Annotated in this window: 14 protein-coding genes; all 14 read left to right on the top strand. The window is 69.7% G+C overall.

What is annotated here, in order from left to right:
* The first annotated feature begins 3 nt into the window (after positions 1-3).
* The 14 genes from ACYVLQ_RS02335 to ACYVLQ_RS02270 all read left to right on the top strand — a co-directional run bounded on the left by ACYVLQ_RS02335 (position 4) and on the right by ACYVLQ_RS02270 (position 14,447).
* Entirely contained in the window at positions 4-927 is a 924-nt protein-coding gene (locus tag ACYVLQ_RS02335; RefSeq protein ID WP_460695676.1) for a copper transporter, read from the top strand.
* Positions 928-1,122: 195 nt separating this feature from the next.
* On the top strand, positions 1,123-1,728 hold the full coding sequence (locus ACYVLQ_RS02330; protein ID WP_460695715.1) for a CatB-related O-acetyltransferase: 606 nt from the start codon (positions 1,123-1,125) through the stop codon (positions 1,726-1,728).
* Between the two features lie 122 nt (positions 1,729-1,850).
* Positions 1,851-3,590 (top strand): CTP synthase, encoded by a 1,740-nt coding sequence (locus ACYVLQ_RS02325; protein ID WP_460695675.1) that lies wholly within the window; start codon positions 1,851-1,853, stop codon positions 3,588-3,590.
* Positions 3,587-4,240: an NUDIX domain-containing protein gene (locus ACYVLQ_RS02320; RefSeq protein WP_460695674.1), complete on the top strand. Its 654-nt coding sequence runs from the start codon at positions 3,587-3,589 to the stop codon at positions 4,238-4,240. Before ACYVLQ_RS02325 ends, ACYVLQ_RS02320 begins: the two co-directional genes overlap by 4 nt.
* Positions 4,241-4,429: 189 nt before the next feature.
* Positions 4,430-4,738, top strand: a complete 309-nt coding sequence (locus ACYVLQ_RS02315; RefSeq protein ID WP_460695673.1) for a hypothetical protein — start codon at positions 4,430-4,432, stop codon at positions 4,736-4,738.
* 249 nt (positions 4,739-4,987) lie between these two features.
* On the top strand, positions 4,988-5,914 hold the full coding sequence (gene xerD, locus ACYVLQ_RS02310) for a site-specific tyrosine recombinase XerD (protein WP_460695672.1): 927 nt from the start codon (positions 4,988-4,990) through the stop codon (positions 5,912-5,914).
* 287 nt (positions 5,915-6,201) lie between these two features.
* Positions 6,202-7,143, top strand: coding sequence for a ParA family protein (locus ACYVLQ_RS02305; RefSeq protein WP_460695714.1), 942 nt, complete (start codon positions 6,202-6,204; stop codon positions 7,141-7,143).
* On the top strand, positions 7,140-8,078 hold the full coding sequence (locus ACYVLQ_RS02300; protein ID WP_460695671.1) for a segregation and condensation protein A: 939 nt from the start codon (positions 7,140-7,142) through the stop codon (positions 8,076-8,078). Before ACYVLQ_RS02305 ends, ACYVLQ_RS02300 begins: the two co-directional genes overlap by 4 nt.
* Positions 8,079-8,458: 380 nt before the next feature.
* The gene (gene scpB, locus ACYVLQ_RS02295; protein ID WP_460695713.1) at positions 8,459-9,106 is read left to right on the top strand and encodes an SMC-Scp complex subunit ScpB; all 648 of its coding nucleotides are present in this window, start codon (positions 8,459-8,461) and stop codon (positions 9,104-9,106) included.
* Between the two features lie 160 nt (positions 9,107-9,266).
* Complete coding sequence (locus ACYVLQ_RS02290) at positions 9,267-10,067, top strand: hypothetical protein (protein ID WP_460695670.1); 801 nt, start codon at positions 9,267-9,269, stop codon at positions 10,065-10,067.
* Positions 9,989-10,936: a pseudouridine synthase gene (locus ACYVLQ_RS02285; protein WP_460695669.1), complete on the top strand. Its 948-nt coding sequence runs from the start codon at positions 9,989-9,991 to the stop codon at positions 10,934-10,936. Before ACYVLQ_RS02290 ends, ACYVLQ_RS02285 begins: the two co-directional genes overlap by 79 nt.
* An 89-nt stretch (positions 10,937-11,025) precedes the next feature.
* Positions 11,026-11,694, top strand: coding sequence for a (d)CMP kinase (cmk, locus tag ACYVLQ_RS02280; RefSeq protein ID WP_460695712.1), 669 nt, complete (start codon positions 11,026-11,028; stop codon positions 11,692-11,694).
* Positions 11,691-13,112, top strand: coding sequence for a ribosome biogenesis GTPase Der (gene der / locus ACYVLQ_RS02275; RefSeq protein WP_460695668.1), 1,422 nt, complete (start codon positions 11,691-11,693; stop codon positions 13,110-13,112). Before cmk ends, der begins: the two co-directional genes overlap by 4 nt.
* Positions 13,113-13,736: 624 nt before the next feature.
* Complete coding sequence (locus ACYVLQ_RS02270; protein ID WP_460695711.1) at positions 13,737-14,447, top strand: MerR family transcriptional regulator; 711 nt, start codon at positions 13,737-13,739, stop codon at positions 14,445-14,447.
* The last annotated feature ends 204 nt before the right edge of the window (positions 14,448-14,651 follow it).

The following is a 14,651-nucleotide window of genomic DNA, read 5'->3' as shown; positions in this document are numbered from 1 at the left end:
GCAGTGATTTCGTTACGCCAGCATGCCGTCTCCATCGCGGCGATCTTTCTGGCGCTGGCGGTCGGGCTGGTGCTCGGCGGGCAGGTGCTCGGCGGGGGCTCACCGCGGGTGGACCGCGGTGACGGGCGCGGCGCCGAGTTGAGCGACGAGAACGCCGAGCTGACCGTGCAGCTGAACGCGGCCGACGCGTTCGTCGCCCGGTCGGCGGGACGGCTGCTGGGCGGCACGCTGGCCGACCGCAGCGTGCTGGTGTTCACCACCCCCGACGCCGACAACGCCGATGTCGACGCCGTCACCAAATCGCTGCTGGCCTCGGGCGCCACGGTGGCCGGAAAGGTCTCGCTGACAGCGGCTTTCGTGGACTCCGGACAGGGCGATCGACTGCGCACGGCGGCCACGAACATGATTCCGGCCGGTGCCCAATTGCCGACCGGCGCGGTCGATCAGGGCGGTCTCGCGGGCGATCTGCTGGGCTTGGCGCTGCTCACCGATCCAGGCAGCGGCCAGCCGCGCGCCACCGAACAGGAACGCGGACTGATCCTGGACACGCTGCGCGGCGGGGGATTCCTGAACGCCGACACCGTCCACCCCGCCCAGCTGGCGGTCGTCGTCACCGGCGACGGGGCCAAGGCGGATCAGGACAACGAGGGGTCGATCGTGGGCCGCTTCGCCGGTGGGCTGAAGGGCCGCGGCGCGGGGGTGGTGCTCGCCGGTCGCTCGGGCGCCGCGGACGGCTCGGGTCCGATCGCGGTGGTGCGTGGCGACTCCCAGCTCGGCTCCGCGGTCACCACCGTGGATAACGTCAACCACGAAATCGGCCGGGTCACAACGGCTCTCGGTCTCAGCGAGCAACTGAACGGCATCACCGGCCGCTACGGCACAGGCGCCAAGGCCAACTCCCTCACCGTGGCCGCCATGCCCCGCTGAGACCAAGCCGGATTTCGCCCCGCGCCACCCCAGCCAAGGCTCGCCCTCTTTCGTCTTGCCCGGCCAAGGCCTGCTCCCCCTGGTCATTCCGGCATGCTCTTGGCCGGAATCCAGTGTTTGACATGATGGGCCAGTTGTCCGTACGAAAGGGATTCTCTCGTGCCTGTGCTGCCCGATCCGACCGTGCTGCATCCCATGCCCGAGCAGCCGCGGGTGGTGCTGTTGCAGCCGTTGATCACCTCGCCGCTGATCGAGGCGGGGGAGTTCTCCTATTACGACGACCCGGATGATCCGACCGCCTTCGAGACGCGCAACGTGCTCTACCACTACGGTCCGGAGAAGCTGATCATCGGCAAGTTCTGCGCGCTGGGGGAGGGCGTGCGGTTCATCATGAACGGCGCCAACCACCGCATGGACGGTCCGTCGACATTCCCGTTCCCGATCATGGGCGGGTCGTGGTCGGACCACTTCGATCTCATCGCCGGGCTGCCGGGGCGGGGCGACACCGTGCTCGGCAACGACGTCTGGCTCGGGTACGGCACGCTGGTGATGCCCGGCGTGCGAATCGGGCACGGCGCGATCGTCGCCTCCGGTTCGGTGGTCGTCGACGACGTTCCCGATTACGCGATCGTGGGCGGCAACCCGGCCCGGGTCATCCGCTACCGCTACGAGCCCTGCCGGATCGACCGCCTGCTTGAGCTCGCGTGGTGGGACTGGCCATTGGAAATGATCACCGCACACGTCCGGACCATCATGTCGGGCAGCGTCGACGACCTGTCCGCCGCGGCCGCTGCCGGGTAAACCGGGACGGGAGTGCCGACAGCGCCGGATGGGACGGATGTGACGAAAGAACTTCCAGCCATCGCGTGGCTACCTCGCGTGGCGTCGATTCGCCGCGGATTTTCGTGTTAACGTGAAGTCCCGTGGGTCAATCACGGATTCCGGCGCTCTCTCCTAATCAGACGGCCACCAAGCTCATCTTCGTCAGCGGTGGTGTCGCCTCCTCCCTGGGGAAGGGACTGACTGCCTCCAGCCTCGGCCAACTGCTCACCGCGCGCGGTCTGCGCGTCACGATGCAGAAGCTCGATCCCTATCTGAATGTCGATCCCGGCACGATGAACCCTTTCCAGCACGGTGAGGTGTTCGTGACCGACGACGGCGCCGAAACCGATCTGGACGTCGGCCACTACGAGCGGTTCCTGGATCGCAATCTGTCGGGCGACGCGAATGTCACCACCGGGCAGGTCTACTCGACCGTGATCGCCAAGGAGCGCCGCGGCGAGTACCTCGGCGATACGGTGCAGGTGATCCCGCACATCACCGACGAGCTCAAGCGCCGCATCCTGGCCACCACGGGCCCCGACATGTACGGCCACGTGCCGGACGTGGTGATCACCGAAATCGGCGGCACTGTCGGCGATATCGAATCGCAGCCGTTCCTGGAGGCGGCCCGGCAGATCCGCCACGAGGTGGGCCGGGAGAACGTCTTCTTCCTGCACGTGACGCTGGTGCCGTACCTGGCGCCGTCGGGCGAGCTGAAGACCAAGCCGACCCAGCACTCGGTGGCCGCGCTGCGCAATATCGGCATCCAGCCCGACGCGCTGATCCTGCGCTGCGACCGCGACGTGCCGCAGCCGCTGAAGAACAAGATCGCGCTGATGTGCGACGTCGACGTCGATGCCTGCATCTCCACGCCGGACGCGCCCTCGATCTACGACATCCCGCGGGTGCTGCACCGCGAGGGCCTAGACGCCTACGTGGTGCGCAAGCTGGGCCTGCCGTTCCGCGACGTGGACTGGACAGTGTGGGGCGACCTGCTCGATCGGGTGCACAACCCGCGCGAGCATGTGACCGTCGCACTGGTCGGCAAGTACGTCGATCTGCCCGACGCCTACCTGTCGGTGACCGAGGCGCTGCGCGCGGGCGGATTCGCGGCGCGGGCGAAGGTGAATATCCGCTGGGTGCAGTCCGACGAGTGCGAGACCCCCGCCGGGGCCCAGCACCATCTGCACGACGCCGACGCGGTCCTGATCCCGGGCGGATTCGGCATTCGCGGCATCGAGGGCAAGGTCGGGGCAGTCCGCTACGCGCGCACCCGCGGCATCCCGCTGCTGGGGCTGTGCCTGGGCCTGCAGTGCGTGGTGATCGAGGCGGCCCGCTCGGTCGGCCTCGAGGATGCCAACTCGGCCGAATTCGAGCCCGAGACCCAGCATCCGGTCATCTCCACCATGGCCGACCAGGAACAGGCCGTCGCCGGTGAGGCCGATCTGGGCGGCACCATGCGGCTGGGCGCGTATCCCGCCGTGCTGCAGCCGGATTCGGTGGTCGCGCAGGCCTACGGCGCCACCGAGGTGTCCGAGCGGCACCGGCACCGCTACGAGGTGAACAACTCCTACCGGGACAAGGTCGCGCAGAGCGGGCTGCGGTTCAGCGGCACCTCCCCGGACGGGCACCTGGTCGAATTCGTCGAACTGCCCGCCGACCAGCACCCGTACTTCGTCGCCACCCAGGCGCATCCGGAGCTGAAGAGCAGGCCCACCCGGCCGCATCCGCTGTTCGCCGGACTGATCAGCGCGGCGCTGAAATACAAGGCGGCCGAACGGCTTCCGGTCGATATCGAGGGCGAGGTCACCCTCGGCGAGGGGGAACGGGTGGCGCGGTGAGCACCCCCGGATCGCACGATTTCGAGACGGTGTCCAGCAGTACGGTGTACTCGGGCGCGATCCTGGCGCTGCGGCTGGACCAGGTGGCGATGCCCGGCGGGCGTGTGGTCGAGCGCGAGGTGATCGAGCACCACGGCGCGGTCGCGGTCGCCGCCCTCGACGACGACGGCGATATCGTGCTGATCAACCAGTACCGGCACCCGCTCGGCCGCAGGCTGCTGGAGCTGCCGGCGGGCCTGCTCGACCAGCCGGGCGAGGATCCGCTCGCCGCGGCCCGGCGCGAGCTCGCGGAGGAGACCGGCCTGGCCGCGTCGGAGTGGGCGGTGCTGGTCGACGTCGCGCTGTCGCCCGGGTTCACCGACGAGTCGCTGCGCATCTATCTGGCCACCGGCCTGCGCGAAACCGACCGTCCCGAACCGGAATTGGAGGAGGCCGACCTCGAGATCGTGCGCATGCCGCTCGACGAGGCCGTCGACGCCGCCCTGGCGGGCGAGATCGTCAATGCCACCGCGGTGGCGGGCGTGCTGGCGCTGGCCACGGCGCGCGGCCGGGGGACCGCGCCGCGCGCGGCCGATGCGGCCTGGCCCGGCATGCCGACCGCGTTCCTGACGCGCAAGGCCCGCGCGACCCCGGCGGGCGGCGCGGAATAACGGGACAGGTCGGTGGACCCCGCGGACGCGAGAACGCGTGTGACTCATGCAATCCGAATCATTCGCATACGCGGTTGCCGCCGGGTTCCTGGTGCCGCGCCGCTCTGGTATGCATGAGCGTATGCGCGAGCTGAGCCCGGTGCCGGTCATCCTGATTCCACCGGTGATTCCCCGCGCGCACGGCGCCGCATGAGACGCGGCGAGGTCTGGCAGTACGCCCCGGTCCTGCCCGACGGCACCCCGGCCCCGCGACGCACCACCGTCGTCCTGGTGTCGGACCCCGCGGTGATCGTCTCGCCCTACCGCTGGCTGCACGTGGTGCCGATCGTCGACGCGGATCCGGGGCACGTGCTGACTATTCACACCTGTCACGGGTGGGCGGACGCGTTGGAGTTTCATCGGGTGTATCGGGTGTGGCTGGCGGAGCTGGCCGGTGAGCTGAGCGCCGACGAGATGGATGCCCTGGACACCCGGCTGCGGGCGGCGTTGAGTTTGTAGGCGGGACCGCCCGGTTCGCGCACCCGGCGCGCGCTCTCGCACCCGGTGCACGCGCTGGAGAGGGTGCGTGAATCAATGCGGGGTGCGGGAACCGCGGGGGAGGGCGGCTGGTGGGTGGGCGCGTTTCGGTCTGCGCTGGGTGGGGTGGGCTGACATTATGTGAGCCGTGAATGCCGAAACCTTGCCGCTCGCGTCGAACCGGTCGGTCGTGCCGGTCGGCGGGATGCGGTGGCGGTAAGGGGGCGGCGGGTGTTGCAGCGGGAGATCGAGGCATATCTCGACCATCTGACGGTCGAGCGGGGCGCGGCGCGCAACACCTCCAGCGCCTATCGGCGCGATCTGGATCGGTATCGGGAATTTCTGTCGCAGCGCGGGATCGAGGGACTGGACGGTGTCGGCGAGGGCGATATCGCGGATTTCGTGGTGGCGCTGCGGGCGGGAGGCAACGGATATCCGCCGCTGGCCGCCAGTTCGGCCGCGCGGGGGCTGGTCGCGGTGCGCGGGCTGCACCGGTTCGCGGCGGCCGAGGGCATCGCCACGGCCGATGTCGCCCATGCGGTCAAGCCCCCGGCTCCGGCCCGGCGGCTGCCGAAAGCACTTCCCTACGACCAGGTTTCGGCGCTGCTGGAGGCGGCGGGCGGTGCCGGGGAGGCCGACGGCGGACCCCGCGGGCTGCGGGACCGCGCACTGCTGGAGCTGCTGTACTCCACGGGCGCGCGCATCTCCGAGGTGGTCGGGCTCGACGTCGACGACATCGATGTCGGCGACCGGGCCGTGATTCTGCACGGCAAGGGCGGTAGGCAGCGCATGGTGCCGATCGGCCGCCCCGCCCTGGACGCCCTGGACCGCTATCTGGTCCGCGGCCGTCCCGCGCTGGCGCTGCGCGGCAAGGGGAACGCTGCGCTGTTCCTCAACGCGCGCGGCGGCCGCCTGTCCCGGCAGAGCGCCTGGCAGGTGCTGCAGGATTCGGCCGAGCGGGCCGGAATCGGCGCCGCGGTGTCCCCGCACACGCTGCGCCATTCCTTCGCCACGCATCTGCTCGACGGCGGCGCGGACGTCCGCGTGGTACAGGAGTTGCTCGGGCACGCGTCGGTGACGACCACGCAGATCTACACGCTGGTCACGGTGAACACGCTGCACGAAGTCTGGGCCACCGCGCACCCGCGGGCGCGATGAGGGCCCGGAGTGGATTCGCCGCGGAATCGGCCGTGGTCTCCGGTGCCGCGGTTACTGTTGACGGCAACGCCGTACTCATGGTCACACTCGACGTCCAGGCGTGCCGCGGCATGTTCGCAGAGCGTGTCCGAGCGTAGGTCTTGCGCTCGGAAGCGGTAGCGTCTATGGGGATCCTGGTGCGACCCTGGGAGCGCCAGGCGGGACTGTCCCGCTCGCTCGGTGGGGCATTGGGCAGGAAAATTGAAGGAGCAGCGGATATGACGACAGCCGGTGCGGCCGAGCCGCCGATGAGCGCTGCGGCAGACCCGCTTTCACAGACCCGGTCAGGCCCGCGGACAGAGCAGGCGGCCCAAACACTATGGGAGGCGAACGACATCGTGGCGGACGGCACGGAACTCGGACCGACCGGACGCCCCTTGCGCGAGATTCCGGAACCTCCTCCGGCGCCCGCCGAGGGGGAGGCGCAGATCGTCGCCATGTGCAACCAGAAGGGCGGCGTCGGCAAGACCACCTCCACCATCAATCTCGGCGCCGCGCTGGCCGAGTACGGCCGCCGGGTGCTGCTGGTCGATCTGGATCCGCAGGGTGCGTTATCGGCCGGTCTCGGCGTGGCCCACCACGACCTCGACCTGACCGTGCACAACCTACTGGTCGGCGGCCGGGCCAGCGCGAGCGACGTGTTGTTGAAGACCAAGGTCGACAACATGGACCTGCTGCCCAGCAACATCGACCTGTCCGCGGCGGAGATACAGCTGGTCAACGAGGTCGGCCGGGAGCAGACGCTGGGTCGCGCGCTGGCCCCGCTGCGGGGCAGCTACGACTACATCCTCATCGACTGCCAGCCGTCACTGGGCCTGCTCACGGTCAACGCGCTGGCCTGCGCCGACGGCGTGGTCATCCCGATGGAGTGCGAGTACTTCTCGCTGCGCGGGCTCGCCCTGCTCACCGACACCGTCGAGAAGGTGCGGGACCGGCTGAACCCCCGCCTGAGCCTGTCGGGCATCGTGGTCACCATGTTCGACGCGCGATTGCTGCATTCGCGGCAGGTGATGAACCGGGTGGTGGAGGTGTTCGGGGATCTGGTGTACGACACCGTGATCAACCGGACCGTACGTTTCCCGGATGCCAGTGTCGCGGGTGAGCCGATCACCACCTGGGCGCCGAAATCCGGTGGCGCGACGGCGTATCGGGCGATGGCACGGGAAGTCATCTACCGGTCGGGCCGGTGACGGAACCGGCCACACCAGCCGCCCAGGATTCGATCGACCCCGCCCCGCCCGCCGAGCCGACTCCGGACTCGGCGGCGAACGATGCCGCCGCCCCGGACAATTCGGACAGATCGACCGGATTCCGCCTGCGGCTGAGCAACTTCGAGGGTCCGTTCGACCTACTGCTGCAGCTGATCAGTCAGCGGCGCCTGGACGTCACCGAGGTGGCGCTGCACAAGGTCACCGACGAGTTCATCGCCTACACCAAGGTGCTGACCGCGAGCCTGGACGCCGACCCCACGCTGCGCGCGGACAAGATCCTCGACCAGACCACCGAGTTCCTGGTGGTGGCGGCGACGCTGCTGGACCTCAAGGCGGCCCGGCTGCTGCCGTCCGGCGAGGTCACCGACGAGGACGACCTGGCGCTGCTGGAGGCGCGGGACCTGCTGTTCGCGCGGCTGCTGCAGTACCGGGCGTTCAAGCAGGTCGCCGAGCTGCTGGGGGAGCTGGAGCAGGCCGCGCTGCGGCGGTATCCGCGGGCTGTCTCGCTGGAGGAGCGGTTTCTGGACCTGCTGCCGGAGGTTACGCTGGGTGTCGACGCCGCCGGCTTCGCGGAGATCGCCGCCACGGCGTTCCGGCCGCGACCGGTGCCGAAGGTGGGGCTCGACCATCTGCACGCGCACGCCATCTCGGTGGCCGAGCAAGCCGCGCTGGTGCTGGAGATGCTGAAGGACCGCGGGGCGGGGGGCTGGACCACGTTCCGCGAGCTGTGCGCCGACTGCGCCGTGCCGATCCAGATCGTCGCCCGCTTCCTGGCGCTGCTCGAGCTGTACCGCGGCAAGACGATCGAATTCGACCAGCCCGACCCGCTCGGCCCGCTCGCCGTCAGCTGGCTCGGCGAATCGGACGGGAATCAACCGGCGCAGGAGATCACAATCGACGAGGATTACGGGTGACGATGGCGGAAACCGACGCAGGGGAGCCGACCGGACGCGGCGCGGTGGAGGCCGTGGGCGCCGGTCCGGAGCGCGGCACCGAGAGCGCACCCGGTCAGGCGGGGGACTCGGTAATCGGTGATCGGGGTACCGGCCCCGGTGGTGCGTTCGGCGCGGATGCCGAGGGCGACGCTGATCCTGACACCGCAGCCGCTTTCGACGCCGGCGATGACGCTGGTTCCGTCGGTGTCTCCGGTGATCGGGAGGGCGCTGGTGCGGCCGCATCGTCGTCGGCTCGCGACGTCATTGTCGATCTCGATGCCTTCGGTGATGTCGACACGATCTCCGATGCCGACCGGACGTCGCCTGCCGATGCGAACGCCGCCGCCGATCCCGATGACGTGGACGAGCCCGCGGAACCGGACGCCCTCGACGACGCCGAATTCCGGGCCGCGCTGGAGGCGATGCTGCTGATCGTGGACGCGCCCGCGCCGGTCGAATTGCTGGCGTCGGCGCTGGACGACAGCGAGCAGCGGGTGGGGGAGGCGCTGCGGAAGATGTCGGCGGAGCTGACCGCGCGGGGCAGCGGGATGGACCTGCGGTTCGTCGGCGACGGCTGGCGCTACTACACTCGCACCGACTACGCGCCCTACGTCGAGCGCATGCTGCTCGACGGCGCGCGCTCCAAGTTGACCAGGGCCGCTTTGGAGACGCTGGCGGTGATCGCGTACCGTCAACCGGTTACGCGAGCACGGGTGAGCGCCGTGCGCGGTGTGAACGTGGACGGTGTGATCCGCACCCTGGTGGCGCGCGGGCTGATCGCCGAGGCCGGGACCGATCCGGAGACCAACGGCACCCAGTACATCACCACCGAGCTGTTCCTGGAGCGGATCGGGCTCGCGTCGCTGGCGGAATTGCCGTCGCTGGCGCCCTTGCTGCCGGGCGTCGACCTGATCGATGAGATCAACGAGAGCCTGGAGACCGATCCGCGGTACACCAGACTGAAGAAACCCGCCGAGGCAGATATCGACCTCGGCTCCGAGGATTGACAGGACACCGTGAATACACCCGCTCGCCGAGATGGCACACCGGATCGCAGAAAACGCAGCGCGGAACCACCCCGCGGAGGAAACAGCAGGGGCGGCGCCGACAGCCGCGGTGGAAACTCGGGGCGCGGGGGGAACAGCCCGCGCGGTTCCGAAGGACGCGGTGGATACGCGGGGCGCGGTGGAGCCAGCGGCGGCGGTTCTGAAGGGCGCGGCGGGGCCAGCGGGGGCGGTGATTATCGGAGCGAGCAGGGCGATCGCGGCGGCTTCGGCGCGCGGCGCGGGGGATCGGACCGATCCGATCGTGGTCGCGGCGGATCGCAGGGCGGCTACTCCCAGGACCGTGGTGGCGCGGGCCGCGACGATCGCGGCGGCTTCGGCGGCGGGCGCGGCGGGTCGGCCGCAGGCGGGCGGGGTGGCTACGACTCCGGCCGCGGCGGCTCTCAGTCCGGTCGCGCTGGTTCGCAGTCGGGCCGGGGCGGCTTCCAGGATCGCGGCGGCGCCGGTGGTGACCGGCGCGACTACGGCGCGGGACGCAGTCGGTCAGGCCCAGGTCGTGGCGGCTTCGATTCGGGCCGCGATAATTCCACGGGCGGTCGTGGCGGCTACGATTCCGGCCGCGGTGGATCCACGGGCGGTCGTGGTGGTTTCGATTCCGGTCGTGGTGGGTCTCCGGGCGGTCGTGGTGGTTTCGGTTCCGGCCGTGGTGGTTTCGAATCCGGCCGTGGTGATTCCACGGGCGGTCGTGGTGGCTACGGCTCTGGGCGGGGTGGATCCGCCGGCGGGCGTGGGGGATTCCAGTCGGACCGTGGCGCGAACTCGCGCGGCGAGCGTGGCTCCGGGAAGGCAGACCGCGGATCTCAGCCGCGCGGGGGTGGGCGCCGGGTGCCCGACGCGCTGCCCGGGCGCGGTGAAAGCCGTTCGTTCGCAGGGAAATCGGGTATCGGCGGCGGGCGGCCGCTGACCCCCAAGCCCGCGCCCAGCCGCAATCCGAAGCCGAAGGCGAAGCGCAAGCAGCCGACCGTGCTCAGCTTCGCCAAACCGGCACGCCACCAGCACGCCGAGCCCGAGCAGACCGGCCCGAAGAAGCTGCCGTGGGGCGAGGGCGAGCGCCTGCAGAAGGTGCTGGCCAAGGCCGGAGTGGCCTCGCGCCGCGTCGCCGAGGAACTGATCGAACAGGGCCGCGTCGAGGTCGACGGCGCCATCGTGCGCGAGCAGGGCCTGCGCATCGACCCGAACACCGCGGTCGTGCGCGTCGACGGGGTGCGGATCGTGGTGCGCGACGAACAGGTGTACCTGGCGCTGAACAAGCCCAAGGGTTTCCAGTCGACCATGTCCGACGAGATGGGCCGCCCCTGCGTGGGCGATATCGTCGCCGAGCGCGTGATGGCCGGACAGCGACTGTTCCACGTCGGCCGCCTGGACGCCGAGACCGAGGGGCTGCTGCTGCTCACCAACGACGGCGATCTCGCGCATCGGCTGATGCACCCGTCGTTCGAGGTGGCCAAGACCTATCTGGCGACCGTGAACGGCGAGGTCCACCGCGAGGTCGGCAAGCGACTGCGCGCGGGCGTGGAGCTCGACGACGGCCCGGCGACGGTAGACAAGTTCACGGTGCTGGAGGTCGGCGAGGGCAAATCGCTGGTGAAGGTGGTGCTGCACGAGGGGCGCAAGCACATCGTCCGGCGGCTGCTGGACGCGGTGGGCCATCCGGTGATCGCGCTGGTGCGCACCCATATCGGCCCGGTCGCGCTCGGCGACCAGCGGCCCGGCACGCTGCGGGTGCTCGGTCGCGGCGAAATCGGAAAGCTCTACGAGGCGGTGTCGTTGTGAGAGGCGGTGTCGGTGTGAAGGGTGTGCAGGCAGGAGGGGTCGTCGTGGACGGTATCGAGCTGTCCCGGTCGTCGTCGCTGATCGTCGCGATGGACGGCCCGTCGGGCACCGGCAAGTCGAGCGTGTCGCGACGACTGGCGACCAGGCTGGGTGCGCGCTATCTGGATACCGGTGCGATGTACCGAGTCGCGACACTGCGCGTGCTACGCGGCGCCGTGGATACGGCCGACGCGGCCGCGGTGGCCACGGCGGTGAAGGATCTGCCGCTGACCGTCGGCACCGATCCGAGCCACGAGGTGATCGAACTCGACGGCGAGGACGTGTCGGGGGAGATTCGCGGCAACACGGTCACCCGCGCGGTGTCCGCGGTGTCGGCGGTGCCCGAGGTGCGCGAGCAACTGGTGGCGCTGCAGCGCGAGATCGCGCTCGCCGCCGGGCGGATCGTGGTCGAGGGCCGCGATATCGGCACGGTCGTGCTGCCCGACGCCGACGCCAAGATCTACCTTACGGCGTCCGCGGAGGCGCGGGCCTGGCGCCGCAATCAGCAGAACATCGCCGAGGGGCGCGGCGACGACTACGAGGCGGTGCTCGCCGACGTGCAGCGCCGCGACAACCTGGATTCCACCCGAGCCGTCTCGCCGCTGCGTCCCGCCCCGGACGCGGTGCTGGTCGACACCAGCGAGCTCACCCGGGACCAGGTCATCGACGAGCTGTACCAGGTTGTGGCGCAGCAGGTTTCGGCAGGAGGTCGGCAATGACCCAGGAGACCTTCGCCAGCGACGGGGTCTGGACCGACGAAACCGAGTGGGAGATCGCGGATCTCGAGGGCGACGTCGAGGCGCACGAGCACGTCCCGATGCCGACGGTGGCCGTCGTCGGGCGGCCGAACGTCGGCAAATCCACTCTGGTGAACCGGATTCTGGGCCGCCGCGAGGCCGTGGTGGAGGACGTGCCGGGCGTGACCCGCGACCGCATCTCCTACGAGGCGTCCTGGTCCGGCCGACGGTTCCTGGTGCAGGACACCGGCGGCTGGGAGCCCGACGCGAAAGGGCTGCAGCAGGCGGTGGCGCGGCAGGCCGAGCTGGCGATGCGGACCGCCGACGCCATCCTCCTGGTCGTCGACGTGACGGTGGGCGCGACTGCGACCGACGAGGCCGCGGTGAAGGTGCTGCGCCGCTCCAAGACTCCGGTGATCCTGGTCGCCAACAAGGTGGACAGCGAGAAGCTGGAGGCCGAGGCGGCCACACTGTGGTCGCTCGGGCTGGGGGAGCCGCGGCTGGTCTCCGCCTCCCACGGCCGCGGCACCGGCGATCTGCTCGACGACCTGCTGGAGGTGCTGCCGGAGACGCCGCGGGAGGGCGGCGGCGGGGTCGGCGGCCCGCGCCGGGTGGCCCTGGTCGGCAAGCCGAATGTGGGCAAGTCCAGCCTGCTGAACAAGCTGTCGGGCGACGAGCGCTCGGTGGTGCACGACGTCGCGGGAACCACCGTCGATCCGGTCGACTCGCTGGTCGAATTGGGCGGTAAGCCATGGCGTTTCGTCGATACGGCGGGACTGCGCCGCAAGGTGGCCAATGCCAGCGGCACCGAGTTCTACGCGTCGCTGCGGACCAAGGCCGCCATCGAGGCCGCCGAGGTCGCCATCATGCTGATCGATGCCGCACAGCCGATCACCGAGCAGGATCTGCGGGTGATCAGCATGGTCGCCGATTCCGGCCGGGCCCTCGTGATCGCCTACAACAAATGGGATCTGGTCGACGAGGATCGCCGGTATCAGCTCGAGCGCGAGATCGACCGGGAGATGGTGCAGGTGCCCTGGGCGCAGCGGGTGAACATCTCCGCCCAGACCGGGCGAGCGGTTCAGAAGCTCGTTCCCGCAATGGAAACCGCGCTCGAGTCGTGGGACAAGCGCATCCCGACCGGTCGCCTGAACTCCTGGCTCAAGGAGGTCGTCGCGGCGACCCCGCCGCCGATGCGCGGCGGCCGGCTGCCGCGGGTGCTCTTCGCCACCCAGGCGACCACGCGCCCGCCGACCTTCGTGCTGTTCACCACCGGCTTCCTCGAGGCGGGCTACCGCCGCTTCCTGGAACGCCGCCTGCGCGAGGAGTTCGGCTTCGACGGCTCCCCGGTGCGCATCTCGGTCCGCGTCCGCGAGAAGCGCGACCGCCGCAACCGCTAACCGCCGACAGCTTCCCGCACCCCGCACCCGTTCCCGCACCCCGCACATGACGTGTACGGGGTGCGGGAGCCAGCACGGGGTGCGGGAAGTGTTGTGTTGCTGTGGGATTCGGCGGATCGGGGCATGTTCAGGATGCTCGGCGATGTGGCCAGGGCTTATTCAATACCTATACCTTGATATGCGCATCTGAACATTGATGCGCAGAATGTTGGGCTGCCGCGGCTGTGTACGGTGCCGTCGGACTGAAAACAGCAAAGAGATCGAGGGGCTGTGGGCCCCGCGCGCGGGGATTCTCCTGCGGCCTGGGCGGATTCCGTTCGAGTGGCAGTGTGACTCGGCTCACGGTAGGTTGAATTCGCTTGGCACCCAACTGAAGAGGGTTCACATGTGGAGTATCGCCGTCATCTCCGTGATCAGCGCCGCCCTGATCGGGGCCGCATTCGTGGTGTCCTTCCCGGATCGCTGAGGCGCTGTATCGTGGGCGACTTCCGACATCCTGTGGCGGCATGACCCGAGCATTCGGGCGCAGGTGATCTCGATCGAGGAGTACGTGGCCGAAGCGTGACCGTCATCAGGCTTGACCTTCCAGTCGAATCGAAGGTTTACCGTCGACGTGTGCGTACGATGCGGATTTCGGAGCTGGCGGAGCGCAGCGGCGTCCCGGCGACCACCCTGCGGTACTACGAGGGTGCCGGGCTGGTGCCCGCCGCGCGGAACGAGGCGGGATATCGGGTCTACCAGGAGGATTCGTTGCGGCGGCTGGCGGTCATCGGTGCGGCGAAGGAACTCGGGCTGCCGCTGGCCGATATCGCCGAGGTGCTCGCCGTGTGGGACGGCGGCGCCTGTGCCGAGGTGAAATCGGAGCTGCGGCCGCGGGTCGCCGCGAGCCTGGAGAGGGTCGAGGGGCGGCTGGCCGAGCTGGCGGATTTCGCCGGGGGAGTGCGGTCGGCGCTGCGGCGGCTCGATGCGCTGCCCGAACGGGACGGGCCGTGCGATGACGAATGCGGGCTGGGCGAGGGCGGTCCGGCCGTGGCCGGGGATTCGTGGCGGGCCGCGCCCATTGCATGCTCGCTCGACAGGGCCGCGGAGGCGGAGCGAACCGAGCAGTGGCACAGGGTGATCGAGGGCGCCGAACGGGTCGCCCTCCCGAACGGCCTGCGCCTGACGATATCGGCCGATCGAGCGAGTTCGCTTGCGGCACTGGCGGCGGCCGAACAGCACTGCTGCCCATTCTTCGGATTCACCTTGCATTTCGACGGCCCCCGACTCCACTTCGACGTCCACGCTCCAGAATCCGCAGCGGAAATACTCGCCGAAACCTTCGGCGCTACGTAGCGGACGATCCTCCGATATTTTCGCCACCCTGTTGGCTGGAATCCACACGCACGGTGGAGATCCCGGCCAAAAGCGTGCCGGGAATGTGGAGCGAGCTGATATGCCGGAATGTGGGCGGGCTGGTGTGTCGGGAGTGTGGGGCGGGTTTGTTCGGTGGCCTAGAGTCGAAATCGGACCAGCCTGTAGGCGCGACGGCATGTTCGG

Source organism: Nocardia thraciensis (genome assembly GCF_054782435.1).
The sequence above is the reverse complement of the archived record's forward strand: the minus strand, read 5'-3'. Positions and strand labels throughout refer to the sequence as shown.